The 25,104-nt window shown below is 63.2% G+C and carries 28 protein-coding genes; 15 read left to right on the forward strand and 13 right to left on the reverse strand.

The window, feature by feature from the left end; genetic code table 11:
- Positions 1-6: 6 nt before the first annotated feature.
- From AC3IQ7_RS25785 to AC3IQ7_RS25800, 4 genes are read right to left on the reverse strand one after another with little or no spacing between them, the layout of a single operon-like run.
- Positions 7-864 carry a ChaN family lipoprotein gene (locus AC3IQ7_RS25785; RefSeq protein ID WP_099376593.1) on the reverse strand — a complete coding sequence of 286 codons (858 nt, stop codon included), beginning with the start codon at positions 862-864 and terminating at the stop codon, positions 7-9.
- Positions 865-906: 42 nt separating this feature from the next.
- Positions 907-1,338: a DUF6691 family protein gene (locus tag AC3IQ7_RS25790; protein ID WP_489207692.1), complete on the reverse strand. Its 432-nt coding sequence runs from the start codon at positions 1,336-1,338 to the stop codon at positions 907-909.
- Positions 1,335-1,760, reverse strand: coding sequence for a YeeE/YedE family protein (locus AC3IQ7_RS25795; protein ID WP_099376591.1), 426 nt, complete (start codon positions 1,758-1,760; stop codon positions 1,335-1,337). The genes AC3IQ7_RS25790 and AC3IQ7_RS25795 overlap by 4 nt, the downstream gene beginning before the upstream one ends.
- A gap of 7 nt (positions 1,761-1,767) precedes the next feature.
- Positions 1,768-2,121, reverse strand: a complete 354-nt coding sequence (locus tag AC3IQ7_RS25800) for an ArsR/SmtB family transcription factor (protein ID WP_099376590.1) — start codon at positions 2,119-2,121, stop codon at positions 1,768-1,770.
- 331 nt (positions 2,122-2,452) lie between these two features.
- Here AC3IQ7_RS25800 and AC3IQ7_RS25805 point away from each other — a divergent pair, with 331 nt between their 5' ends.
- The gene (locus tag AC3IQ7_RS25805) at positions 2,453-2,857 is read left to right on the forward strand and encodes a hypothetical protein (RefSeq protein WP_489207693.1); all 405 of its coding nucleotides are present in this window, start codon (positions 2,453-2,455) and stop codon (positions 2,855-2,857) included.
- Positions 2,858-2,939: 82 nt separating this feature from the next.
- Here AC3IQ7_RS25805 and AC3IQ7_RS25810 read toward each other — a convergent pair whose 3' ends face one another.
- Genes AC3IQ7_RS25810 through AC3IQ7_RS25825 form a run of 4 tightly spaced genes read right to left on the reverse strand, consistent with a single transcriptional unit; the run spans position 2,940 to position 5,697 of the window.
- Positions 2,940-3,119 (reverse strand): hypothetical protein, encoded by a 180-nt coding sequence (locus AC3IQ7_RS25810; protein WP_099376588.1) that lies wholly within the window; start codon positions 3,117-3,119, stop codon positions 2,940-2,942.
- On the reverse strand, positions 3,116-3,517 hold the full coding sequence (locus AC3IQ7_RS25815; RefSeq protein WP_099376587.1) for a DUF3224 domain-containing protein: 402 nt from the start codon (positions 3,515-3,517) through the stop codon (positions 3,116-3,118). The genes AC3IQ7_RS25810 and AC3IQ7_RS25815 overlap by 4 nt, the downstream gene beginning before the upstream one ends.
- Positions 3,517-4,104: a DUF1697 domain-containing protein gene (locus AC3IQ7_RS25820; RefSeq protein ID WP_489207694.1), complete on the reverse strand. Its 588-nt coding sequence runs from the start codon at positions 4,102-4,104 to the stop codon at positions 3,517-3,519. Before AC3IQ7_RS25820 ends, AC3IQ7_RS25815 begins: the two co-directional genes overlap by 1 nt.
- 15 nt (positions 4,105-4,119) lie before the next feature.
- Positions 4,120-5,697, reverse strand: a complete 1,578-nt coding sequence (locus AC3IQ7_RS25825; RefSeq protein WP_099376585.1) for a sensor histidine kinase — start codon at positions 5,695-5,697, stop codon at positions 4,120-4,122.
- A gap of 201 nt (positions 5,698-5,898) precedes the next feature.
- Here AC3IQ7_RS25825 and AC3IQ7_RS25830 point away from each other — a divergent pair, with 201 nt between their 5' ends.
- Together AC3IQ7_RS25830 and AC3IQ7_RS25835 are read left to right on the forward strand one after the other, a co-directional pair.
- Positions 5,899-6,237 carry a hypothetical protein gene (locus tag AC3IQ7_RS25830; protein ID WP_322426168.1) on the forward strand — a complete coding sequence of 113 codons (339 nt, stop codon included), beginning with the start codon at positions 5,899-5,901 and terminating at the stop codon, positions 6,235-6,237.
- Entirely contained in the window at positions 6,234-7,079 is an 846-nt protein-coding gene (locus tag AC3IQ7_RS25835) for an HDOD domain-containing protein (RefSeq protein ID WP_225242557.1), read from the forward strand. Before AC3IQ7_RS25830 ends, AC3IQ7_RS25835 begins: the two co-directional genes overlap by 4 nt.
- 155 nt (positions 7,080-7,234) lie before the next feature.
- On the opposite strand, the gene AC3IQ7_RS25840 is transcribed toward AC3IQ7_RS25835, so the two are convergent.
- Positions 7,235-7,561 carry a hypothetical protein gene (locus tag AC3IQ7_RS25840; RefSeq protein ID WP_034746769.1) on the reverse strand — a complete coding sequence of 109 codons (327 nt, stop codon included), beginning with the start codon at positions 7,559-7,561 and terminating at the stop codon, positions 7,235-7,237.
- A 640-nt stretch (positions 7,562-8,201) separates the two neighbouring features.
- Here AC3IQ7_RS25840 and miaB point away from each other — a divergent pair.
- From miaB to AC3IQ7_RS25895, 11 genes are all read left to right on the forward strand, one after another.
- On the forward strand, positions 8,202-9,569 hold the full coding sequence (gene miaB, locus AC3IQ7_RS25845) for a tRNA (N6-isopentenyl adenosine(37)-C2)-methylthiotransferase MiaB (RefSeq protein WP_099376582.1): 1,368 nt from the start codon (positions 8,202-8,204) through the stop codon (positions 9,567-9,569).
- On the forward strand, positions 9,566-10,630 hold the full coding sequence (locus AC3IQ7_RS25850) for a PhoH family protein (protein ID WP_489207695.1): 1,065 nt from the start codon (positions 9,566-9,568) through the stop codon (positions 10,628-10,630). The genes miaB and AC3IQ7_RS25850 overlap by 4 nt, the downstream gene beginning before the upstream one ends.
- The gene (ybeY, locus tag AC3IQ7_RS25855) at positions 10,614-11,078 is read left to right on the forward strand and encodes an rRNA maturation RNase YbeY (protein ID WP_322426165.1); all 465 of its coding nucleotides are present in this window, start codon (positions 10,614-10,616) and stop codon (positions 11,076-11,078) included. Before AC3IQ7_RS25850 ends, ybeY begins: the two co-directional genes overlap by 17 nt.
- 4 nt (positions 11,079-11,082) lie before the next feature.
- On the forward strand, positions 11,083-11,502 hold the full coding sequence (locus tag AC3IQ7_RS25860) for a DUF4259 domain-containing protein (RefSeq protein ID WP_489207696.1): 420 nt from the start codon (positions 11,083-11,085) through the stop codon (positions 11,500-11,502).
- 117 nt (positions 11,503-11,619) lie between these two features.
- Positions 11,620-12,498 (forward strand): CorC family transporter, encoded by an 879-nt coding sequence (locus AC3IQ7_RS25865; protein WP_034746750.1) that lies wholly within the window; start codon positions 11,620-11,622, stop codon positions 12,496-12,498.
- Positions 12,499-12,577: 79 nt separating this feature from the next.
- A complete protein-coding gene (gene lnt, locus AC3IQ7_RS25870; protein WP_489207697.1) occupies positions 12,578-14,095 on the forward strand; it encodes an apolipoprotein N-acyltransferase in 1,518 nt (505 codons plus the stop codon).
- Between the two features lie 145 nt (positions 14,096-14,240).
- Positions 14,241-15,158 (forward strand): glycine--tRNA ligase subunit alpha, encoded by a 918-nt coding sequence (gene glyQ / locus AC3IQ7_RS25875; protein WP_096237792.1) that lies wholly within the window; start codon positions 14,241-14,243, stop codon positions 15,156-15,158.
- A gap of 39 nt (positions 15,159-15,197) precedes the next feature.
- Complete coding sequence (glyS, locus tag AC3IQ7_RS25880) at positions 15,198-17,300, forward strand: glycine--tRNA ligase subunit beta (RefSeq protein ID WP_489207698.1); 2,103 nt, start codon at positions 15,198-15,200, stop codon at positions 17,298-17,300.
- The gene (gene gmhB / locus AC3IQ7_RS25885; protein ID WP_099376576.1) at positions 17,300-17,887 is read left to right on the forward strand and encodes a D-glycero-beta-D-manno-heptose 1,7-bisphosphate 7-phosphatase; all 588 of its coding nucleotides are present in this window, start codon (positions 17,300-17,302) and stop codon (positions 17,885-17,887) included. The genes glyS and gmhB overlap by 1 nt, the downstream gene beginning before the upstream one ends.
- 16 nt (positions 17,888-17,903) lie before the next feature.
- Positions 17,904-18,644: a lysophospholipid acyltransferase family protein gene (locus tag AC3IQ7_RS25890; protein ID WP_034746739.1), complete on the forward strand. Its 741-nt coding sequence runs from the start codon at positions 17,904-17,906 to the stop codon at positions 18,642-18,644.
- A 44-nt stretch (positions 18,645-18,688) separates the two neighbouring features.
- The gene (locus AC3IQ7_RS25895; protein WP_099376575.1) at positions 18,689-19,624 is read left to right on the forward strand and encodes a M48 family metallopeptidase; all 936 of its coding nucleotides are present in this window, start codon (positions 18,689-18,691) and stop codon (positions 19,622-19,624) included.
- Here AC3IQ7_RS25895 and waaA read toward each other — a convergent pair.
- The 4 genes from waaA to AC3IQ7_RS25915 all read right to left on the reverse strand — a co-directional run bounded on the left by waaA (position 19,621) and on the right by AC3IQ7_RS25915 (position 23,724).
- A complete protein-coding gene (gene waaA, locus AC3IQ7_RS25900) occupies positions 19,621-20,898 on the reverse strand; it encodes a lipid IV(A) 3-deoxy-D-manno-octulosonic acid transferase (protein ID WP_099376574.1) in 1,278 nt (425 codons plus the stop codon). The genes AC3IQ7_RS25895 and waaA overlap by 4 nt on opposite strands.
- Before the next feature lie 18 nt (positions 20,899-20,916).
- Positions 20,917-21,939: a lipopolysaccharide heptosyltransferase I gene (gene waaC / locus AC3IQ7_RS25905; RefSeq protein ID WP_099376573.1), complete on the reverse strand. Its 1,023-nt coding sequence runs from the start codon at positions 21,937-21,939 to the stop codon at positions 20,917-20,919.
- A gap of 4 nt (positions 21,940-21,943) precedes the next feature.
- Positions 21,944-23,326: a phosphomannomutase/phosphoglucomutase gene (locus AC3IQ7_RS25910; RefSeq protein ID WP_322426158.1), complete on the reverse strand. Its 1,383-nt coding sequence runs from the start codon at positions 23,324-23,326 to the stop codon at positions 21,944-21,946.
- Between the two features lie 89 nt (positions 23,327-23,415).
- Positions 23,416-23,724, reverse strand: a complete 309-nt coding sequence (locus AC3IQ7_RS25915) for an H-NS histone family protein (protein WP_099376571.1) — start codon at positions 23,722-23,724, stop codon at positions 23,416-23,418.
- Between the two features lie 455 nt (positions 23,725-24,179).
- On the opposite strand from AC3IQ7_RS25915, the gene AC3IQ7_RS25920 reads away from it, so the two are divergent.
- Positions 24,180-25,019, forward strand: coding sequence for a symmetrical bis(5'-nucleosyl)-tetraphosphatase (locus tag AC3IQ7_RS25920; protein ID WP_489207699.1), 840 nt, complete (start codon positions 24,180-24,182; stop codon positions 25,017-25,019).
- Positions 25,020-25,104 lie beyond the last annotated feature (85 nt).

Here is a 25,104-nt window from a genome sequence, read left to right on the forward strand (position 1 = left end):
TGAACCTTATTTCTTGAATTTGGCGCACGGGTCCGGGCGCGGTTGCGCCGGCATCGTTTGCGTCAGGTCAAACGTGCCCTTGAAACCAGTGCTACCCTGCTCCAGGTAGCCGATGCTGCGCAGGTTCAGTTGCGGGTCGGCCAGTTTCAGCCAGCGGGGCACGCCGATATCCTTGCGCACATGCGCATTGCCGGCGATCAGCACCACGTCGCGCGGCGCCTGGTCGCGGATCAGCTTGGCCATCCAGATATCGCGCGCCACCTGGGCGTTGACGACGCCTTTGATCATCATGTCGGGCAGCATGTTGCAACGGGCCGCCTGGACTTCCTTCTGTTGCCCGTCGAGGATATCGGCCGGCACGGGCGCGGCCAGGTAGGTGGCCACCATGGCGGGCGGCATCGACCACTGGATGCCGTCGCGTACGATGCGCGAGGCATCGGCGGGCGACAGATTGCCGGCGACCAGGGTCAGCTGGTAGCTGATGACGAGGTCCAGCACGGGGCGGTACAAGCTCCAGTCCCAGCGCGGCTGTTCCATCACGCGGATGATGCAATCGGGGTCGGCGCAATCGCGCGCGGCGCGCGTCAGCAAGGCCTGGTTTTCGCGGTCGAACTGTTCCATGACAATTACGGGACGCCAGCCGGTCGCCAGGCGGCGGCGCAATTCCTCCACGCGCAGGCGCTGGCCTTGCGCATTGTCATGGACTTCGCCCAGCAGCAACACTTGCGGATTGGGCAAGGTGTCAGCCACGGGCACAGGAGCGGGCGGAGCATCTTTCTTCAGCAAGCTGCCGCAGGCGGCCAGCGCCAGCACGCTGCACAGCAGGGCGGCGCGCGCGCCGGCGCGGAAAATCACGGTTGTCATGTAAGCAGTATCCAAAGTGGCGATGCGCCAGATTGTACCGTCTCAGGCCGGCGCGGGCAGCTTGCGGCGCTCCAGCACTTCAAACAGGGCCATGCCGGCCAGCATCGCGCTCACAAACAGCCACGCCTTCGGCTGGCCCGCCAGCAGGGACACGAGGGCGGGGCCGGGACAGAAACCGGCGATGCCCCAGCCCGCGCCAAAGGCCAGGCTGCCCAGCAGCAAGCGCCGGTCGATGCGCCGCGATGCCGGCAATTGCATGGGTTCACCCAGCAGCGACCTGGTGCGCCGCCGCGCCAGCCAGAAGGCCGGCAGGGCCACGCCGATGGCGCCGCACATCACCAGCGCCAGCGACGGGTCCCAGGCGCCCGCCAAGTCGAGGAAACCAAGCACCTTGGCCGGGTTGCTCATGCCGGAGACGATCAGGCCCAAGCCAAAGACGAGGCCGCTCAACAGGGAAAGGAGTAGTTTACTCATAGGTGGCGCAACAGATAGACGGTGAAGAAACCGGCCGCCATGAAGGCACACGTGGCCGCCAGCGAACGGGGCGACAGGCGCGACAGGCCGCATACGCCGTGGCCGCTGGTGCAGCCGGCGCCGTAGCGCACGCCCACACCCACCAGCAGGCCCGCGACGATCAGGGCGGGCGTACCCGCGTCGATCTGCACGGGCGGCAAGGCATGCCACAGCTGATACAGCAGGGGCGTGCCGACCAGGCCGGCAAGAAAGGCGATGCGCCAGCCCAGGTCGCCACTGCGCGGGCGCAGCATCCCGGCGACAATGCCGCTGATGCCGGCGATGCGGCCATTGAACAGCATCAGCAAGGCAGCGGCCAGGCCGATCAGCATGCCGCCGGCCAGCGAGGCCCATGGCGTGAAGTGCTGCCAGGCTATGCTCATGGCAGTATCAATCCGCTTCGTCGTTGAAGGTGGCGCGCGGGGCGCAAAATTGCGCGTACAGCACTTGCAGCACGGCCAGCACGGGCGCGCTGGCGACGCGGTAATAGATCTGCTTGCCGTCGCGCCGCGTGGCCACCAGCATCTCTTCGCGCAGTACGCCCAGCTGCTGCGACAGGGTCGGCTGACCAATGCCCACTTTCTGTTCCAGGTCGCTGACGCAATGCTCGCCCTGCGATAGCTGGCACAGCAGCATCAAACGGTCGGCATTGCCCATGGCCTTGAGCAGCGAGCTGGCCTTGTAGGCCGAGCCACGCATGGCGTCGAGGTTGTATTCGGCGTGTTGTGTTGCAACTGTCTCCATCTTGCCCTCCCACAGGCGGTCATATTAATCATCATGCGATAAACAATATACTAATCAATATACTGTTTTCCTGCTGGCGATTCGCACAAAAAAACAACAGTGTTTTTCGACGATAGCGTGCTCATGCCAAGTGTGCGGCAGCGATAGCCTTCGCGCTATCAAAATGATAAATATTCGTAATTTAAAGCAAATATACGTAGCAAAATTGACACGATTTGTGCTGTAATAAGGCCTCATCAGAAAAATCGTGATACGCCCCCGTACAGGCGCATTGTCCGTCCAGGCGCAGGCCGGTTTCGGCCGCACCGCACGGTGAACCAGGGAGTCAAAGATGAAGATACTTCAGCCGCTAGGCATGGCCATGCTGGCGCTGTCGGCATGTGCCGGCAATGTGGCGGCCAGCGCCAGTCCCCCGCCCACAGCACGCGCGCATGTCGTGAGCGACGAAAGTCTCGGTTTCACTAACACTGCGAACAATCCCGGCTGGGATACACAGGACTTGCCGTATGCGCGCCTGCTGGCGCAGGGCACGACGCTCAATGTCACCCCGCGCTGGCGCAGCGCCGGTGCGCGCCAGGGCGCACTGCCGCCGCCTGCGGCCGCCATCCCTGCGGTACAGCAGGCGAACGTGCCGCCGCCCGTGCCGGAAGCGAGCATGGTCTCGATGTTGTTGGTGGGACTGGGCTTGCTGGCCTTTAGCATGCACGGTGAAAAACAGGAAAAATTCGATAGCTGACCCCAATTCGGCGGCCGATGCTGCCTCAGTAAAAAAATTCCGCCTTGCGCGGAATTTTTTTGGCCACGTCATTCGTCAGGTCTCACTTGTCCAGCAAGCGGCACACCCGTTCGATATTACCCACAGGAATGCCTGATTTCAGGGCGCGCGCGATGCAGGCCGCCTTGTCCGTGCCCGAGGCGGAAATGAGCACGAAGGCCGTGCCCAGAGCACTGACGGCAACCAGCAAGATCAGCACGCCCTTGACGATATCCCAGTTCATGGCGCTTCAGCGATCTCGTACGTGAAATCATAATAATGCTTGCCGCCCTCGATGCGGATGGCCAGGCTGCCCGACAGTCCTTGCAACTGTTCCGTCCCCGTATCGGGCACCACCGTCACCGACAAGGCGGGCGCACCGCGCGTCATCGTGCCGCTATGCTGCAAATAAAAACTGCCATGACGCCCGTCCAGGCTGCCTTCCACCCGCTCCAGCGCCACATAGCCTGCCGAGCCGGCCACGCTGGCGCGCACGCTGAGCATCTCGCCCTGTGCGCTGGCGTCGAGGGCGCCGTGGTAGCGCTTGTCGAGCGACAAGCGTCCCAGCCCCGATTGCGCGGCCGTATCCGACAAGGTTTCCGGCGTGATGGTGACATTGAATTCGCCTGTAATGGTAGGCATCAGTGCTCCTTTGCAAATGAAGAGGTAGCGGCCGCCTCCGGCCCGTTCAGCAGCGTATGTAATTTTTGCATGGTGGCCCAGTTGCGCGAGGTGACGCCATCGCCCAGCAACACGCCCAGCGCCGCCACCACCTTGCTGGCCAACACGCCATCGGGACACCAGGCATACGCGGCCCATTGGCCCAGCGCCAGCACTTCCGGCTGCCACGGCCGTTGCAGCAAGGGCGCCAGGCGCTGCATGTCGGCCGGATTGTTCAGCACCAAGGTCAGCAGACGCGCCGCGTCGGCCGCCGGCGCCAGCGTGTTTTGTTCGATCAATTCGGCAAACTGGCTGGCCGACAGCACCGTCACCCTGGCCGCCACACCGAGCTTCAGCACCAGCGCTTCCTCGATGCGGGCAGCGGCGTCGGCCGGCGCGACCTTGCCGCCGTCATACACGACATTGCCGCTGTTGAGCACGGTGCGCACCTGCGCAAAACCCAGGTCGCCCAGCAGCTTGCGCAAGTCGGCCATGGCCACGCGCTTGGCGCGGCCCACATTGATTCCGCGCAAAAGCGCCACTTGCTGACTGTTTTCCATCTGTGCCATATCTTGCCTCCTTGCCTATGCCTGGCCGGCAGGAACGCTGGCGGCGCCTTCCGGCAATGGCGTCACCTTGGGCAGGCGCAGCAGGAACGTCGCGCCCTGCCCCAAGGTGCTGCTGACCGTGATGGTGCCGCCAAACTGCTTGGCAATCAAGTTGAATACGATATTCAAGCCCAGGCCCGTGCCGCCCTGTCCGCGCCGCGTGGTGACAAACGGGTCAAACACGCGGTCGAGCATATCGGGCGCGATGCCGCGGCCATTGTCGCGCACCTGCATGGCGATCCAGTCGTTGTCGCCGTGCACGCCGATATGGATATGGCCGTCCGTGTCCGCATCAAAGGCGTGCTCGACGCAGTTCAGGACCAGGTTGGTCAGCACCTGCGCAAGCGCGCCCGGATAGCTGTCGAGCATGATGCCGGGCGGGCAATCGATATCGATGCGGATGCGCGTCTTTTTCAGGGTCGGCTGCAGGCTCGAGATTACCTCGCCGATATAGTCGCGCAATTCAAATAAACGGCGCGCCTCGCTGACCTGGTCGACGGCGATCTGCTTGAAGCTGTGGATCAGGTGCGCGGCGCGGTAGGCATTGTTCATGATCAGGCGCGCGCTCTCACCGGCCGTTTCCAGGTAGCGCACGATATCGGTCTTTTTCACGCTGCCGCCGGCCACCGCCGCGCTGATCTCATCGGTGGCTTCCTTCAGCACCGAGGCGCTGGTCAGCGCGATGCCGACCGGGGTGTTGATTTCATGCGCCACGCCGGCCACCAGGCTGCCCAGCGAGGCCAGGCGTTCCGACTGCAGCAACGATTCCTGCGCGCGGCGCAGCTCGTCCATGGCCTGCGCCGTTGCCTGCTGCGAGCGGCGCGCCATGTCTTCCGCCTCGCGACTGCCCTCGATGATGGACTTGAGCTTGCGCTGCACCGCATTGAAGCCGCGGATCACGTCGCCCAGCTCGTCGCGCCGGTTTTCCGGCAGCTCTTCGACCTCGTCGCTGCCGCGCGTCGCCAGGTCGAACAAGCCGTCGCGCAACTGTTTCAAGGGTCCGAAGACGATGCGCAGGCTCAGCGCCAGGGCGCCCACCAAAATGATGTCAAGTAGCAACACTTCCAGCACCTTGCGCCGCACTTCGCCGCGCAGGGCCGCATCGATCTGGGCGCGGCTGAAATTGACGATGACCTTGCCGACGATCACCGGCTTGCCGCCCGTGGCTGCGGCCACGGCGTCGCGGAACACCAGCGGCGCCTCGACGGGCGTGCCGCCCATGGCCACGTCGGCGGTCAACGGCACCAGGGTGCCGGCCGCGTCGCGCACTTCGCCCGCGAACAGACCGACGGAGGCGTCGTAGACGCGGATACCGACCAGTTCCGGCGGCAGCATTTCGGCCGCGACGATGCTGTCGACCTTGGATTTGTCGAGGTCCCACAGGGCGGAAGGCAAGCTGGTCTGCAAGCGCGTCAGCACGCCGCTGCGCAGGCGCGCGCTGCCCGATTCGAGTTCCTTGCTCAAGGTATATTGGGTATAGCTACCCGAAATGCCCAGCACCAGGGTGACGATCACGACAAAAAGCAGGGTCAGCCGGACTTGGATACTCACCATCGATCAATACTCCCCGGGCCAGGCCGCCGGCCCGCGGCGCGGGCGCACAAACGTCAGCGGACAACAGCCTGAATCAAATGTACGGTATGACATGCTTATTGGCAAGATTTACAGCAATGCCGTTTTCCACCAGGCCTTGATACAGGTTGAGACATTGCGTCATGGCAATGGTAATATCCCGCAATCATCTAAGGAGTCGTCATGGCGGTCATGCATCAACATCTACCCCTGGAACAAGTTCGTCCTGGCATGGTCTTGTCGGATGTCTTGCTCGATGCGCATGGACAAGTGCTGTTGCCGCAAGGCGCGGTATTGACGGAAAACATGCTGGCCCTGATGCCCCGACACAATATCGACATGCTGCCGATCCAGGCGCCGCCCCCCTCGCCCGAAGAAATCGCCGCGCAACAGGCTGCCGACAGCGAACGGCTCGATTACCTGTTCCGCAAGCACGACCCGGATAATCCCGAAGACGCGGCCACCACCTTGCTGCGCGCCTATGTCACAGCTTACCGTCTGGGCACGGGAGAGGCCGCATGAGCACCCAGCTGACGCTCGACGACATCGTCGCCCACCTCGATGATTTACCCTCGCTGCCCGCCGTCGTGATGGAACTACTCAACAGCATCGACCAGGAAGACGTGGATATTTCCGTGCTGGCCAAAAAAGTGTCGTACGACCAGGCGCTGACGGCAAAAACCCTGCGCCTGGCCAACTCGTCCCAATATGGCTTGCAAGTGAAGGCCACCACCATCCAGCAGGCGATCACGTACCTGGGCTTCCAGACCACGCGCAGCCTCATCACGTCGGCCGCCATCACGGGCTGCTTCCCGGAAGGACGCTGCCCCGGCTTCGACGACAAGGCCTTCTGGCGCCATTCGGTGGCGACAGCCGCCTGCGCCAAGGTGCTGGCGCGGCAGATCCGCTTCAACCAGGATTACGCCTTCACGGCCGGCTTGCTGCACAACATCGGCCGCCTGGTGCTGGTCAGCAGTTTTCCCGCGCACTATGCGCAAGTCATCGCGCACCAGGCAGCGCACGATTGCAGCCTGCTCGAAGCGGAACAAACCGTGCTGGGCGTGGACCACGTGCAGGCTGGCGTGGCGCTGGCCGAGCACTGGAACTTTTCCGACACGATGCGCCTGGCGCTGGGCAACTACCTGCAGCCGGAAACGCCGGGGGCAGGCTTCCTCGCGTCGCTGATCCACGTGGCCAATGCCGTCGTCTGCGCGCTGGACCTGGCGCAGGCGGGCGACGACATGGTGCCGCGCGTCTCGCCGGTGGCCTGGGATGCGCTGGGCCTGGGCGAAGACACGTATCTGCAACTGTTCCGCGAAACGGAGCTGCGCTACGACGAAATCACCTCGGCACTGCTGAGCTAAACACTGCCGCAAACGCAAACGGCTCTCGCTGCGAGGCGAAAGCCGTTAGGGGTACTGCAATACGTTCATGTTGCCCAGTCCATGCTGCCCGGTCCACGCCAGCCTGTTGCCGCCAGCAGCTACGCAAGCGGCACAGTCAGCGCGCAACCGCCACATCAGTGCGCGTAATTCGATTCTTGCGCATCGCCGCGGTCTTCCGCTTTTGGACGGCCCTGGGCGTCGGACAGACGATACTTGGTGCGGCGGTCGCCCATCAAGTCGCGCAGGTCACGGATGCTCATGCCCGTCACTTCGTGCATGCGGATCAGCAGCGAGGCGCCGACCGGCAAGCGGTGGTGGCGGATCTTGCTGATGACAGGTGGCGCCACCTCGAGCAGACGCGACAGGGCTGCATCGTTTTTCAGCTGCATCTTGCTCAGCAGAATGTCCAGCAGGTGGTTCGGGTTGTAACTCTCTTGCGATGCTAATGCATGATGTGCCATGATTTTTCCTCGTCTGGTGAATGTAGAAAATAATGCCGATACGAACTTAAGGCTGGCTTAGAGTGTTCAAATAAACGTCCTCCATCGAATTCAACCCTCCCTCCTTATCGCACTGCCTGCCAGGACTCGCACTGCCACGCCCAGCCAACGTACGCAACTTGCCGCGTGAGTAAAAACACGTGCAATTCACTGAAATGAATTGCATATAAGACAATATACTAGCCCAAACACGCGGCATCTGCGCCTCGCGCAAACTTCCTGATTGTTAAATATCAATCAAGCTGCTGGTTGGCTTGGCAACGATGCTATTTCAACACATTAGGATGCCAGCGGGCGCACACAAGGCTTTGCAGCAACTTGTTACAAATCAATGGTGTCGCACGGCAATAAATTCTTTTAGGCACCACGGCCCAGGGCGGCATATACAGGCGGCAACCTTGTCGGCAAGGTAAGCACAACATGGCCCGCCCCGGCGATTTACGCTAAACTATGGCCTGAACTTGCAGCGAGCCTGCCACCGGGCAGCCAGAGGCGCCCGGCCGGTCATCCACCGCGCCCCACCCTGAGCGGCCCCCTGCGCTGCAGCATCCTGCCCAACCATCTTGTTTGCCGCCACACTTACCGATAAGCGCCCGACGCCATGCAGAAAAAAGTATTCATTAAAACCTTCGGCTGCCAGATGAACGAGTACGACTCGGACAAGATGGCCGACGTGCTGGGCGCCTCCGATGGCCTGGTGCGCACCGACACGCCGGAAGACGCCGATGTGATCCTGCTCAACACCTGCTCAGTGCGCGAAAAGGCGCAGGAAAAAGTGTTTTCCGACCTGGGCCGTCTGCGCGAGCTGAAACTGGCCAAGCCGCACCTGCTGATCGGCGTGGGCGGCTGCGTGGCGTCGCAGGAAGGCGACGCCATCGTCAAGCGCGCGCCGTATGTCGACATGGTCTTCGGCCCGCAGACCCTGCACCGCCTGCCGCAGATGATCGAACTGCGCCGCTCCAGCGGCGCCTCGCAAGTGGACATCAGCTTCCCGGAGATTGAAAAGTTCGATCACATGCCGCCAGCCAAGGTGGAAGGCGCTTCGGCGTTCGTTTCCATCATGGAAGGCTGCAGCAAATATTGCAGCTACTGCGTCGTGCCCTACACGCGCGGCGAGGAAGTGTCGCGCCGCTTCGAGGACGTGCTGACGGAAGTGGCGGGCCTGGCCGCCCAGGGCGTCAAGGAAATCACGCTGCTGGGGCAAAACGTGAACGCCTACCGCGGTGCGATGGAAGGCGGAGACATCGCCGACTTCGCCCTGCTGCTCGAATACGTGGCCGATATCCCCGGCATCGAACGCATGCGCTTCGTCACCAGCCACCCGAAGGAATTCACGCAGCGCCTGATCGACGCCTACGCGAAGATCCCGCAACTGGTCGACCATTTATACCTGCCGGCGCAGCACGGTTCCGACAAGATCCTCGGCGCCATGAAGCGCGGCTACACGGGCCTCGAATACAAGTCCATCATCCGCCGCATCCGCGCCGTGCGCCCGAACATGGCCATTTCGTCGGACTTCATCGTCGGTTTCCCTGGAGAAACCCAGGCCGACTTCGACGCCATGATGAAGCTGATCGCCGACGTGGGCTTCGACAACAGCTATAGCTTCATCTTCAGCAAGCGCCCCGGCACGCCGGCCGCCAGCCTGGAAGACGACACGCCGCATGAAGTCAAGCTGGCCCGGCTGCAACAATTGCAGGCGGCCATCGACGCCAACACGCGCAAGTACAGCCTGGCCATGGTGGGCACGGTGCAAACCATCCTCGTCGAAGGCCGTTCGAAGAAGGACACCGATGACAGTGAACTGCAAGGCCGCACGGAGAACAACCGCGTGGTCAATTTCGACGCCGGCCCCGACGGTTTGCAATTGATCGGCCAGCTGGTCGACGTGCGCATCACCGAAAGCCATTCCTACACCCTGCGCGGCGAACTCGTCGCCAGCGCACCCGCATTGAAAAGAGCCAGTTGAAAACCAAAGCCCCGATACAGCCGCATTACTTCATCCCCGAGCCGCTCGACAACACGCGCCTGGCGCATCTGTGCGGCCCCCTCGATGAAAACCTGCGCCAGATTTCCGCCGCCCTCGACGTAACGATCTTCCGCCGCGGCGAGAAATTCATCGTCGGCGGCAGCAATGCCGAACGCGCCGTGGAAATCCTCGAACAGTTCTATGCCATCGCCAACAAGGTCGTGCCGCTGGAAGAAGTGCAGCTAGCCCTGGTGGAACAGCGCGCGGGCCTGTCCGCCGCCTCGGAACACCACGCCAACGCGCCCGCCAGCACCTTCGTCGAGCCGGACATCGCCAGCCCCGTGCTGAAAACGCGACGCTCCGACTTGCGCGGGCGCACGCCGCACCAGATCGCCTACCTGCGCGACATCCTCGAACACGACATCAGCTTCGGCGTCGGCCCGGCCGGCACGGGCAAGACGTATCTGGCCGTCGCCTGCGCCGTCGATGCGCTCGAAAGGGACGCCGTCAAGCGCATCATTTTGACGCGCCCCGCCGTCGAAGCGGGCGAGCGCCTGGGCTTCCTGCCGGGCGACCTGGCGCAAAAGGTCGACCCGTACCTGCGTCCCCTCTACGATGCGCTGTATGATTTGCTGGGCTTTGACCGCACGCAAAAACTGTTTGAAAAACAGGTGATCGAGATCGCCCCGCTGGCCTACATGCGCGGGCGCACCCTGAACCACGCGTTCGTCATCCTCGATGAGGCACAAAACACCACCGTCGAACAGATGAAGATGTTCTTGACGCGCATCGGCTTTGGCAGCAAGGCCGTGGTGACGGGCGACGTCACGCAAGTCGACCTGCACAAGAGCCAGACGAGCGGCCTGATCGACGCCGTGCACGTCTTGAAAGACGTGCGCGGCATCGGCTTCACGCAATTTAACAGCACCGACGTGGTGCGCCATCCGCTCGTCGCGCGCATCGTCGACGCCTATGAAACGGCGCAGGCGGCCAGTGCCGACGCCGCCCAGTTACTTCCCTTATTGAAACCAGCTGCTGCCAAAAATGTCCGAAAAAAATAAACTGTCCTTGTCCGTGCAATACCCGGATACCCGCCTGGAAACCCTGATCACGCGCTCGAAAGTGCGCCGCTGGGTCAAGGCGGCCCTGTTCGCGCCGGCCGAATTCACCATCCGCTTCGTCGACGCGGAAGAAGGCCGCAGCCTGAACCGCGACTACCGCGAAAAGGATTACGCCACCAACGTGCTGACGTTCGCCTACAACGAAGGCGAAGAATTGCATGACGACGAGCCGACGCGCGCCGACATCATCCTGTGCACGGACGTGCTGGAAAAGGAAGCGGCGGAACAAAAGAAGAGCGTGGAAGAGCACACGGCCCATTTGATCGTGCATGGCGTGCTGCATGCGCAGGGCTACGACCACATGGATGACGAGGAAGCCACCGAGATGGAGGGCCTGGAAACGGACATCCTCGCAAAGCTCGGCATCACCGACCCGTACAAGGAATAAGCGCATGGGAACCTGGGCACTTGACGCCTTCGGCAACGACTACGCCATGGATTGGGCGCAGGACTTGCACGAATATAAAACCCTGGAACTGGTCGAGACGACGCTCGACAACGTCATCGACAGCCAGGAAGCGGCACTCGAAGCACCGTTCGCCGCCGAAGCGCTGGCCGCGCTGGACGTGATCGCGCGCCTGCAAGGCAAGCCGGGCGAGGATGACCCGGCCACCGCGGAAGTGGACGAATGGGTGGCCGCCTGCAAGAAGAAAGTCACGCCGCCGCTGCTGGAAAAAGCGCGCCGGGCCTTCGAGCGCATCATGGCGGAGTCGTCGGAACTGCGCCAGCTGTGGCAGGACAGCGAGCATTTCGCCGACTGGCAGGCCGACGTGGCGGCCCTGCGCGCCCGTGTGCTGGGCCCGGACGCCTGAAACGTCGGGCAACGGCGCACTTCAACGTATTAAATTTGCATCAAAAGAGGGGAAATCCGGTATTCCCCCACTTTTGGTGTATCCTATATCCCTTCGCAACAACGGCTCACGCCTCCTATGCCCGAGCACCCTAGTGGCGTCAGAACTGACGTCAAGCCCCACCGGTCACTGTTTGAACGCCTGACCGCACTCATTTCCCCCGAGCCAGAGAACCGTGCAGAATTGCTCGAAGTTCTACACGATGCGCATGAACGCAAGCTGATCGACGCCGACGCCCTGTCGATGATCGAAGGCGTGTTCCAGGTATCGGATCTCTGTGCGCGCGACATCATGATTCCCCGTTCGCAAATGGATGTCATCGACATCAGCAAGCCGATCGAGGAATGGATGCCGGAAGTCCTGTCCACCGCCCACTCGCGCTTCCCCGCGATCGAAGGCGAGCGCGACAAGGTCATCGGCATCCTGCTGGCGAAAGACTTGCTGCGTTATTACGCAGAAGAAACTTTCGACGTACGCGACATGCTGCGCCCCGCCATCTTCATCCCCGAATCGAAACGCCTGAATGTGCTGCTGCGCGATTTCCGCGCCAACCACAATCACATGGCCATCGTCGTCGATGAATACAGCGGCGTCGCCGGCCTGATCACCATCGAAGACGTGCTGGAACAGATCGTCGGTGACATCGAGGACGAATACGACTTCGACGAAGCCGAGGACAATATCCTCTCGCTCAAGGAAGGCCAGTTCGGTCCCCGCTGGCGCGTCAAGGCGCTGACCGAGATCGAACAGTTCAACGAAGAAGTGGGCAGCCACCTGGTGGACGACGACGTTGACACCATCGGCGGCCTCGTGTCGAAGTACCTGGGCCGCATGGCGCACAAGGGCGATATTTTCGACCTGGGCAATCTGCGCTTCGAGGTGCTGCGCGCCGATGCGCGCCAGGTGCACGTGCTGCTCGTCGAGCGCCTGCCCAACGTGCCGGAACTGGAACTCTGACATGCGCGTGCTGTAGATGCGTTTCAGACGCGCTGACCCCAACGCCCCCGCCAAACCGCCCCGCAGCACGTGGGCGCGCATGCTGACTGCTGCCGTCGCCGGCGCCGTCGCGGTGCTGGCGTTCGCCCCTTTCGGCTACTGGCCCCTGCAAATCCTCAGCCTGGGCGTGCTGTTCTATCAGGTGCTGCGGTCGTCCAGCGTCAAGGGCGGCGCGCTGATCGGCTGGGCCTATGGCTTCGGCTGGTGCGCGGCCGGCACGCACTGGCTGTACATTTCCATGCACCGTTATGGCGACATGGCCGCGCCGATCGCGGTGATAGCCGTGGCCCTGCTGGCCCTCCTGATGGCCATTTACGTGGCCCTGGCCATGGGCGCTGCCGCCTGGCTGCGCCAGCGCTGGGTGCTGTCCCTGCCCGCCATGACCCTGCTGGTGCTGCCCGCTACCTGGACGCTGTTCGAATGGACGCGCGGCTGGCTGTTTACAGGTTTCCCGTGGCTGGCCACCGGTTACGCCCACAATGCCAGCCCGCTGGCCGGCTTTGCGCCCATCGTCGGCGCGTATGGCCTGGGCTGGCTGGCGGCGCTGTCCGCCGGCGCTCTGCTGCTGCTCACACACCGCACGCGCTGGTTTGCGCTGGGCGGCGTCATCGCCCTGTACGCGGCCGGCATCGGCTTGCAGTACGTGGCGTGGACGCACCCGGTCGGGCGCCCGATCACGGTGCGCCTGTTGCAGGGCAACGTGCCGCAACAGCAGAAATTCGATCCCGGCTTCGTGCTGGGCGCCCTGCAGATGTACCAGAGCGCCATCACCAGCGCGCCGGCCGACCTGATCGCCACGCCGGAAACGGCCGTTACCGTGCTGCCGCACCAACTGCCACCCGGCTATCTGGACAATCTGGCGACGTATTCACAGCAGACGGGCAGCACGATTCTGGTCGGCATGCCCGTGCTCGACGAGCAGCAGCGCTTCTACAATGCGGCACTGGGGATCACACCCAACGGCACGCCAGGACCGTATTACCAGTACCGCAAGCACCATCTGGTGCCGTTCGGCGAATTCGTGCCGCCTGGCCTGCACTGGTTCGTTGCCATGATGGCCATCCCGCTGGGCGACATGGGCCGCGGCGCCGAGGTGCAAGCGCCCTTGCCCGTGCGCGACCAGCTGGTGCTGCCGAATATCTGCTACGAAGACTTGTTTGGCGAGGAAATCGCCGGCCAGCTGGCCAGCGCCCACCGCCATGGCAAGCAGTCGGCGTCCGTACTGCTGAATATTTCGAACCTGGCCTGGTTTGGCGATTCGATCGCCATCCCGCAGCATCTGCAGATTTCGCAGATGCGCAGCCTGGAAACGGGCCGCCCCATGCTGCGCTCGACGAACACGGGCGCCACGGCCGTCATCGACGGCAAGGGCGTGGTGCAAAGCCTGCTGCCGCCGGAACAGCAAGCCACCTTGGCGGCCAAGGTGCAAGGCATGGGCGGCATGACGCCATACATTCTCTACGGCAATAAACTGGTGCTGGCCCTGGCCGCGCTGGCCCTGTTGGCGGCCTTCCTGCTGTCGCGCGCCGCCCGTCGTGGCCGCGCCGCGCAGCAATAAGCGGCCGATATTGCCCGAAGAGTCACAGTGGGTCCGTAAAAACCGCTAAAATTAGCAAAACCCCGGCCCGGACGCTAGCCCAACAGCGTCCGGGCTTCAAGCAAACCTTAACAGCGCGCAGTCTCCCGCGCGGCGAACTCATACGATGCTCACATTTCAACAAATTATCCTGACCTTGCAAACCTATTGGGACAAGCAAGGTTGCGCCCTGCTCCAGCCTTACGACATGGAAGTCGGCGCCGGCACCTTCCACACCGGCACCTTCCTGCGTGCGATCGGCCCGGAACCGTGGCGCGCCGCGTATGTGCAGCCGTCGCGCCGCCCGAAAGATGGCCGCTATGGCGAAAACCCGAACCGCATGCAGCACTACTACCAGTACCAGGTGGTCTTGAAGCCGGCGCCGGAAAACATCCTCGACCTGTATCTGGGTTCCTTGGCCGCGCTGGGCCTGGACTTGCAGCAGAATGACGTGCGCTTCGTCGAAGACGACTGGGAAAGCCCTACCCTGGGCGCCTGGGGCCTGGGCTGGGAAGTCTGGCTGAACGGCATGGAAGTGACCCAATTTACCTACTTCCAGCAAGTGGGCGGCCTCGATTGCAAGCCCGTGCTGGGCGAAATCACCTACGGCATCGAACGCCTGGCCATGTATCTGCAAGGCGTGGAAAACGTGTATGACCTGGTGTGGACCGAGTGGGAAGAAAACGGGATTACCAAGAAGCTGACCTACGGCGACGTCTTCCACCAGAACGAGGTGGAGCAATCGACCTACAACTTCGAGCACGCGAATACGGACCTGCTGTTCGAACAGTTCGGCAACTACGAAGCGGAAGCGAAGCGCCTGATTGAGCTGCAACTGACCCTGCCCGCCTACGAGAAAATCATGAAGGCCTCGCACAGTTTCAATATGCTGGACGCACGTGGCGCCATCTCGGTGACGGAACGCGCCGCCTATATCGGCCGCGTGCGCACCCTGTCGCGCCTGGTGGCGCAAGCGTATTACGACTCGCGCGAGCGCCTCGGCTTCCCGATGCTGCCCGCCGCAGACCAACCCGCCGCCGCCTGATCGCCTAGCTCATACACCGCCGTACCAGACAAGAACACCATGAACCAAACACTGCTCATCGAACTGCTGACCGAAGAACTGCCGCCGAAAGCGCTGGCCAAACTGGGCGCCGCCTTCACGGCCGGCATCGTCAACGGCCTGAAATCGCGCGACTTCCTGGAAGCTGACAGCGTCGCCACCAGCTATGCCTCGCCGCGCCGCCTGGCCGTCTCCATCACCAACGTGCGCGAAGTCTCGCCAGACAAATCGATCCGTGAAAAAGTCTTGCCCGTCTCCGTGGCGCTGGACGCGAACGGCAACGGCACGCCGCCGCTGGCCAAGAAACTGGCCGCGCTGGGCTTCCCCGACCTGACGGTGGCCGAGCTGGAACGCGCCGCCGACGGCAAGGCCGAAAGCTTCTTCTACACCTACACGGCGCCGGGCAGCCAGCTCGCCACCGGCGCGCAGGCAGCATTGACCGAGTCGGCCGCCAAGCTGCCGATTCCAAAGCTGATGAGCTATCAGCGCCCGGACGGCAGCACCGTGCAATTCGTGCGTCCTGCCCACAGCCTGATCGCCCTGCATGGCATCAATATCCTGCCCCTGACACTGCTGGGACTGACGGCCGGCCGCACCACCCTGGGCCACCGCTTCCTCACCGACGGCGAACCGATCACCATCGCGCACGCGGAAAACTATGCGCCGTCCCTGATCCTCAACGCCAGCGTCATCGCCAGCAACGAGGAACGCAAGGAACGCATCCGCGCCCAGTTGCTGGACAAGGCGGGCGCCGACCAGGTCTTGATGCCCGAAGCGCTGCTCGATGAAGTGACCGCCCTGGTCGAATGGCCGGTCGTGTATGAATGCCACTTCGAGGAAGAATTCCTGGCCGTGCCGCAGGAATGCCTGATCCTCACCATGCAGACCAACCAGAAATATTTCGCGCTGACGGACAGCGAAGGCAAGCTGCGTTCGCGCTTCCTGATCGTCTCGAACATCGAGACGGACACGCCCGAGCACATCATCGGCGGCAACGAGCGCGTCGTGCGCCCGCGCCTGTCCGACGCCAAGTTCTTCTTCGAGCAAGACAAGAAGAAGACCTTGGCATCGCGTCTGCCGCTGCTGGCCAACGTCGTCTATCACAACAAGCTGGGCACGCAAGCGGCCCGCACAGAGCGCGTCAAGTCGCTGGCCGGCGCCATCGCCGCCAAGCTGCAATATGACGTGGCCCTGGCCAAACGTGGCGCCCTGCTGGCCAAGGCCGATCTGCTGACCGACATGGTGGGCGAATTCCCCGAGCTGCAAGGCATCATGGGCACCTACTACGCGCGCCATGACGGCGAACCGGAAGAAGTGGCGCTGGCCGCCTCCGAGCATTACCAACCGCGCTTTGCCGGCGACAGCCTGCCAACCACCGGCACCGGCACCGCCGTGGCCCTGGCCGACAAGCTCGAAACCCTGGTCGGCATCTGGTCCATCGGCCTGGCGCCGACAGGCGACAAGGATCCGTTCGCGCTGCGCCGCCATGCGCTGGGCGTGCTGCGCATGCTGCTGGAAAAACGTTTGCCTTTGTCGATCCAGGGCTTGCTGGCGGATGCCGCTACGCAGTTCGCAGCCGTACCAGGCTTCAAGGATCCGGTCGCGGATGTCACCACCTTCATGCTGGATCGCCTGCGCGGCATCCTGCGCGAACGCGGTTTCTCACCGAATGAAATCGAAGCCGTCGTGGCGCAAAACCCGGACCGCCTGGACGACATCGTGCAACGCCTGGAAGCCGTGCAGGCGTTTGCCGCCCTGCCGGAAAGCGCCTCGCTGGCAGCCGCCAACAAGCGCATCACGAACATCCTGAAAAAGAACGAGGAAGCCGTGAGCCAGGTCGCCGCCGGTGGCGTCAACGTGGCGCTGCTGCAGGACGAAGCGGAGAAAAAACTCGCCGCCGCCGTCTCGCGCGTGCAGCCGGAAGTCGACGCGGCCTTTGCCAAGGGCGACTTCACCAGCACCCTGCAAACGCTGGCGCAGCTGCGCGACGATGTCGATGGCTTCTTCAATGACGTGATGGTGATGGCCGAGGATGTCGCCCTGCGCAACAACCGCCTGGCCTTGCTGTCGTCCTTGCACGGCATGATGAACCGTGTGGCCGACATTTCCAAGCTGGCGGCATAATGGGCACGCCGGCGCTGAAACTGATTATTCTCGACCGCGACGGTGTCATTAATCATGACTCGCCGGACTTCATCAAGTCGCCTGCCGAATGGCTGCCGATACCCGGTTCGCTCGAAGCGATCGCCCGCCTGAACCAGGCTGGCTATCGCGTGGTCATCGCCTCGAACCAGTCTGGCATCGCGCGCGAGTACTTCGACATGACGGTCTTGAACGCGATCCATCAGAAGATGCATACCTTGGCGCAGCAGGTGGGCGCCGATATCGACGCCATCTTCTTTTGCCCGCACGCGGGCGCGGACAATTGCGACTGCCGCAAGCCGAAACCGGGCATGTTTCATGAAATTTCGCAGCGCTACAACACCGGCCTGAAAGGCGTGCCCACGGTCGGCGATTCGCTGCGCGACCTGCAGGCCGGTTTCATCAGCGGTTGCGTGCCCTACCTGGTGTTGACGGGCAAGGGCGAAAAGACCAACGAAACGGGTGGCCTGCCGCCTGGCACCCAGGTCTTCCCCGACCTGGCCGCCGTCGTCAGCCACCTGCTCAAGGCGCCCGCAGCATCGGCGCCCGCCGTGGCATTCAGCATCTAATCTTCGGAGAACCGCATTGCGTAATATTTCCCTGTTCCTGCGATCCCTGCTGTTCATGATCATCATGATCGTGGCCACCATCGTCTGGGCCTGCGTGTGCTTTTTCGCCGCGCCATTGAGCTACAACAAGCGCTATTGGGTCACCTCGCGCTGGAACGTGTTTATCCTGTGGTGTGCCAAGGTCATTTGTGGCATCCGCTACGAAGTCAAGGGCGCCGAGAACTTCCCCGATGCGCCGGCCATCGTGCTGTCGAAGCACCAGTCGGCCTGGGAAACCATCTTCTTGCTGCCAAGCTTGCCACGCCCGCTCGTGTATGTGTTCAAGAAGGAGATTTTGTACATCCCGTTCTTCGGCTGGGCCATGGCGCTGCTGCGCATGATCCCCATCGACCGCAAGCAGGGCAAGCATGCGTTCAAGAGCGTCGTGGCCCATGGCAAGCGCCGCCTGGCCGATGGCCAATGGATTATCATGTTCCCTGAAGGGACCCGCATTCCCGTCGGCCAGGCGGGCAAGTACAAGAGCGGCGGCACGCGTCTGGCGATTGCCACGGGTGCCGTGGTGGTGCCGATTGCGCACAATTCAGGCGAGTGCTGGCCCAAGCAGTCATTCCTCAAACGCCCGGGACTGATCACCGTCTCGATAGGCAAACCGATTTCGCCGGAAGGGCAAACCCCGGACAGCATGATGCAACAGGTGGAAAATTGGATAGAATCAGAAATGCGCGTCATTTCGCCTCACGCCTACAACGCTGGCTAGACGGCATCAGCGCGGTCATCCAGGAGCCGACACTGCGCCAGCAGATGAAGACCATCAAGGTCGGCGACCAGCAACTGGATTTGTTCGCGCATGACGTCTCGACCAGCACGCCCCCGGCGGTGCGCCCCACGGCACCGCCAGCGCCGCCCGTGGAGGCGAAGCCTGTAGTTCCCCTGGCGCCGCCACCGGCGCCTGCCACGCCTCCCGCGCGCCCTGTCCTTCCCTCCCCGCCACGCACCGCCGATGGCCCGCCGCTGCGCCAGCTGCAGCTGGGCAGCCACCTCGTCGAATTCGCCCTGCGCCGTTCCACGCGCCGTTCCATCGGCTTCATGATCGACGATAACGGCTTGCGCGTGACGGCACCCAAGCGTGTCACCCTGGCCGAAATCGACAACGCCATCCGCGCCAAGCAAGGCTGGATCGTCTCGAAACTGCTGGAACGGGGCGAGCGCAAGGTGCAGCGCCAGCAGCGCCCGCCCGTGGCCTGGGTCGACGGCGCCGTGCTGCCCTACCTCGGCGGCGACATCACCTTAAGATTGCACCAGGCGCCGCGCCACCGCGCCAGCTTCCAGCGCGAGACGAATGAGCTGCACGTATGGGTCACGCCCACGGGCAGCGAGCAGCAATTGAAGGAAAAAGTGAAGGGCTGGTTCCAGCATGAAGCGCGCCAGCTGTTCGAGGCGCGCCTGGACGTGTATGCGGACAAGCTGGGCGTAAGCTATGACTCGCTGTCGCTGTCGTCGGCCGGCACGCGCTGGGGCAGCTGCACCATCGAGCGCAAGATCCGCCTGAACTGGCGCCTGATCCACTTCGCCCTGCCGCTGATCGACTACGTGGTGGCGCATGAACTGTCGCACCTGCTGGAAATGAACCACAGCCCCCGCTTCTGGGCCACCGTGGAATCGATTTATCCCGATTACGATGGCGCCAAGCAGGCACTCAGAAAACGCTCGCAGGAGCTGCCAGTCCTGTTCAATTAAGCTGGCAGCAAAGGCCGGATGGCCGCGACGGTCCGCGGCGTGGCGCCCCGGTGCTGGTTCGCAAACGCCAGCGCTTTTTCTCCCATTGACGATAGACGCGCAGGATCTTGCAGCAGCGCCGATGCCTGCGCCATCAGCGCATCGGCATCCGCCACCAGCGCGGCGCCGCCTGCGGCAATCGCCTGCTCGGTGACCAGCGCGAAATTGAAGGTGTGCGGGCCGATCAGCACGGGCTTGCCCAGGGCTGCCGGCTCGATCAGGTTTTGCCCGCCCAGCGGCAGCAGGCTGCCGCCGACGAAAGCGCAATCGCAGGCTGCGTAATACGCAAACATCTCGCCCATCGAATCGCCCAGCAACACCTGCGTGCCCGCAGAAACGGTATCGTCCTGCGCCAGGCCGGACCTGCGCTGCACGGCCAGGCCCTGCGCCACGACCAGTTTTTCCACCTCGTCGAAACGCTGCGGATGGCGCGGCACGACCAGCAGCAGCGCATTCGCAGGCAAGCTGGCACGGGTATAGGTATCGAGAATCAGCTGCTCTTCCCCTTCGCGCGTGCTGGCGCATAGCAGCACGGGACGCTGGCCGATGGCGCCGCGCAGCCAGGCGCCCGTCGCCAGGGCCGCCTCGGGCACGACGACGTCGAACTTGATGCTGCCCGTGACGACGACTTCCTGCACGCCCAGCTGGCGCACGCGATCGGCGTCGTCCTGCGTCTGCGCCGCCACCAGGGTGATGCCGCGCGCCGCATCGGCAATCAGCTTGCCCAGGCGCTGCGCCTTGCCCAGCGAGCGCTGCGACAGGCGCGCATTGGCCAGCACCACGGGCACTTTGTAGCGATTGCATTGGTGGATCAGGTTCGGCCACACTTCCGTCTCCATCAGGATGCAGATGCGCGGCGCGAAATGGCGGATGAAACGGGCCGGCATGACGCCCGTGTCATATGGCAGGTAGCTTTGCACGAGGCGCGCGCCGTGTTTGGCGAACAGGGACTTGCCCGTGGCGCGTCCCGTCGGTGTCATGTGCGTGAGCACGATGCGGCACGCCGGCCATGCGGCCAGCAGCGCATCGATCAGCGGCTCGGCCGCGCGCGTCTCTCCGACGGAGACGGCGTGCAGCCAGATGGTGTCAGGAAGCGGTGTGGCCTGGCGGCCGTAAAAGCCCAGGCGCTCGCCCCAGTGCTGGCGATAGCCGGGTTCCTGGCGTCCGCGCAGCCACAGCCGCGCCAGCACCAGGGGCAAGGCCAGCCACCAGGCAAGGGTATAAAGAAGTCGCATGTTTGTTTAATGTTGAAGTCAGGCGGGAGGATAGTCGGCCAGCAGGCGCTGCGCCGCGGCCAGCACGTCCGGCACGCCTGGCGGCGCGCCCTTGTCGCCCAGGTTGATGATTTTCGGCGACCAGTTGCCTTCCGTTTTCCACAGCGGCGAATCGGCATAGATTTCCACCGTCGGACGCACGAAGGCGGCGGCGATATGCGTCAGGCCCGTGTCGACGCCGACCACCAGCGCCGCGTAGCGCGCCAGCAGGGTGGCGTCGCCCATCGACAGCTTCGGCAGCACGCGCGCATTCGGCAAGCCGGCCGCCACTTGTTCGGCTTCCGCCTTTTCCTTGGGCGAACCCCAGGGCAGCAGAATCGGCATCGGTGCCAGCGCCTGGCCCAGGGCGATCCAGTGTTCCGGCGCCCATTTCTTGGCGTCGCGCGCCGTGCCGTGGAAATACACGCAGTAAGGCGCCTCGCCCATCCAGTCCGGGCGCGGCTCGCTGCCGGATACTTCCGGCAAGCCGAAATCGGCCGGCGTGTCGACCGTGTAACCGAGTGCCGCGCCCGCCACCAAGCGGCCGCGCGCCACCGCATGCGTGCGCGGATCGAGCGGAATGCTTTTCGTGTGGAACAGGCGCGAGATGCCTTCATAGCCGGAACCTTCGCTGCCATTGGCCAGGCCGACTTTCTGTCCGCCCGGTGCCAGGCGCGCCGCGCCCATGATGATGCCCGTCTTCAGCAAGCCCTGGGTATCGAACACATAATCGTACTGCGTCTGGCGCAGGCTGCGGAAGAAGGCGGCGATTTCCGCGCGCGTCTCTTTCTTGCCCAGGCTCTTGCGCCAGCGCCGCAGCGCGAACGGGAAAATGGTAGCCACGCGCGGATTCAGGCGCACCAGGCTCGTGTAGCCCTCCTCGACCACCCAGTCGATGGTCGCGTTCGGGAAATGGCGGGCGATGTCCGCCACCATCGGCAGGTTATGCAGCACGTCGCCCAGCGAAGACACCCGCACCAGCAGGATTTTCAAGGGCGCCTGTGCGCCAGGTTGAGCCGCCATGCTGTCAGAACGGCAGCACGGCGTCTGGCTTGGCGGCCAGGATCACGCTCTTGAACTGTCCCTGGATGCGCGCCAGGGCTTCCGGCGTTTCCGCTTCGAAGCGCATGACGATCACCGGCGTGGTGTTCGACGAGCGGGCCAGGCCGAAGCCGTCCGCGTATTCCACGCGCAGGCCGTCGATGGTGATGATCTGTTCATTGCCGGGGAAGACGGCGTCGCGGCGCAGCATGTCCATCAGCGCGACGTTCTCGCCTTCCTTCAGTTCCAGGTGCAATTCCGGCGTGCTGTCGGACTGCGGCAGGGAGTTCAGCAGGCTTGACGGATCGGCTTCGCGCGTGAGGATTTCCAGCAGGCGCGCGGCCGAATACAGGCCGTCGTCGAAACCGTACCAGCGGTCCTTGAAGAAGATATGGCCGCTCATTTCGCCGCCCAGCGGCGCACCCGTTTCGCGCAGCTTGGCTTTCACCAGCGAGTGGCCCGTCTTGTACATCAGCGGCACGCCGCCATGCTTGGTGATGTACGGCGCCAGGTGGCGCGTGCATTTGACGTCGTACAAAATCTGCGCGCCAGGATGGCGGGTCAGCACGTCGGCGGCGAACAGCATCATCTGGCGGTCAGGGTAGATGATCTGGCCATCCTTGGTGACCACGCCCAGGCGGTCGCCGTCGCCGTCGAAGGCGATGCCGATTTCGGCATCCGTCTCGGCCAGGCAGCGGATCAGGTCTTGCAGGTTTTCCGGATGCGCCGGGTCCGGGTGGTGGTTCGGGAAATTGCCATCGACTTCGCAAAACAGTTCGATGACGTCGCAGCCCATGCCGCGGAACAGGTCGCCCGCGAATGCGCCGGCCACGCCATTGCCGCAGTCGACGGCGATCTTGATCGGACGCGCCAGCTTGACGTCGCCCAGGATGCGCTGCAGGTAGGCGGCGCGGATATCATGCGTGGCATAACTACCCGGCGTGGCGCTGGCGCTACCGTCATGCGCGACGATGCTGTGATACAGGGCCTGGATCGCTTCGCCGTGGATCGCTTCACCGGCCAGCACCATCTTGAAGCCGTTGTAGTCGGGTGGATTGTGGCTGCCCGTGACCATGATGCCCGAGCGCGTGTCGAGCACATTCGTGCCGAAGTACACCATCGGCGTGGCCACCACGCCCAGGTCGATCACATCGACGCCTGCCGCTTGCAAGCCCTGCGCCAGCGCCGCCGTCAATTCCGGTCCCGACAGGCGACCATCGCGGCCGATCACGACTCGCTGCTCGCCCTTGGCCAGGGCAGCCTGGCCAAATGCCTGACCGATCTTGTGGGCCACGCTGGCATCGAGGGTTTTAGCGATGATGCCGCGAATATCGTAGGCCTTGAAGATCGTTCTGGACAATGGAAGCATGGTGTGGGCGGTATAAGAGGGTCAATAGGGTGCCTGGCGAGGTGCAGCGCGGGGCTGACAGCTTGCTACTGCGCCAAGAGTATACCGAATTATACGCGCAGCAGATCGATCGACTTGCCCGATTCCACCCACTGCCTGACCCACAGCGGCTGGCGGCCACGGCCTGTCCATTGCTCGGCTGCATTGTCAGGATGGCGGTAACGCACGGCGACTTTGCCCGTGCGCGGGTGCAAACCGTCGAGTATCAGCTGTTTCAGCGGAATGCCCGCCTGCTGCGCGATGGCCATGATCTGTTCGCGCGCCTTGTTCAAATCTTCACGTTCGCGGCCGCTCAATTCCTGCTTGACATTATCTTCCAGCTTGCGCAATTCCAGCATCGTCATCGTCGACAGATCCATCCCGTACATCCTTTACATTAATTTAAATAATAAAATAAGCGTGAAATATACTACATTGTATAAATATTTGCGCAGCGTTGCATAATCGATCCTCTATTGAATCACGGCCATCGACTTATTTATCTGCTCAACATTAAGATTCAATGAGGAATATGCCGAAAGTGCGCGTGAAACATAAATAAACATGGATGAGTGGCATTCCAGCTTTCCTGTGCAGGCCGCTTGCAAGGCTGGCGTGGCGCGGCGATCCATTCCGATAAACGCGCTGGTGCATTATTATCGCTATACGCCAGCGGGAAATGCAGCCCGATTAAATCACCAAGCAGCATAATCGGCATCCGTTTTTTCTTCCTGCCGGCCATGCGTGCAATCGGGTACCGGCCAGGAATGCACCCAACGCCAAACGGCAGGCATGCTTATAATGCAGGCGCATAGTTCACTTCACCCCGGCACATATGAAAACTTACTTTATCGGCGATCTGCAAGGCTGCCATGCACAAACCGTCGAACTGATCGAACGGATCCAGGCGGCAGCGGATGGCCCGTACCGCCTGCTGTTCGCGGGCGACCTGATCAACCGCGGCCCGGCTTCGCTGGCCACCCTGCGCCACGTGCACGCGCTGGCGCAACAGGGCCTGGCCGACAGTGTCCTGGGCAACCATGACTTGCACCTGCTGGCCGTGGCCAACGGCATCCGCCCCGAGCATGCGTCCGATACGCTGGCCGAGATCCTCGACGCGCCCGACCGCGACGAGTTGATCAACTGGCTGCGCCAGCGACCATTGGCGCTGGAACACGATGGCCACGTGCTCGTGCATGCGGGCTTGCTGCCGCAATGGAGCGCGACCCAGGCCCTGTCCCTGAGCGGGGAAGTGTCCGCCATGCTGCGCAGCGACGAGTGGGCGGCCTTCCTGCGCACCATGTACGGCAACGAGCCGGCCGCCTGGCGCGACGACCTGCAGGGCGCCGACCGGCTGCGCTGCATCGTCAACGCCATGACGCGGCTGCGTTTTTGCACGCCGGACGGCGTGATGGACTTCAAGATGAAGGAGAGCGGCAGCCCGCCACCGGGCTCCGGCCTGCTGCCGTGGTTCGACGTGCCGGGACGGCGCAGCGCCGGCGACACCATCGTCTTCGGCCACTGGTCGGCGCTGGGACTGCAGTTGCGGGAACACCTGATCGGCCTCGATAGCGGCTGCGTCTGGGGTGGAAAACTGTCGGCCGTGTGCCTGGAAGACCGCTCCTTGCTGCAAGTCGATTGCCCCGCCTTCCAGCAGCACAGCGGCAAGCGCTAAATGGCAAGCATGGCGCGCATATGCTTAGTCGAAATCGGTCGTTGGCCTTGCCGCGCGCAGCCCGTATGATGCAGCTTTTGCCTTT

The sequence above is a fragment of the Janthinobacterium sp. GL_088 genome (assembly GCF_057837845.1).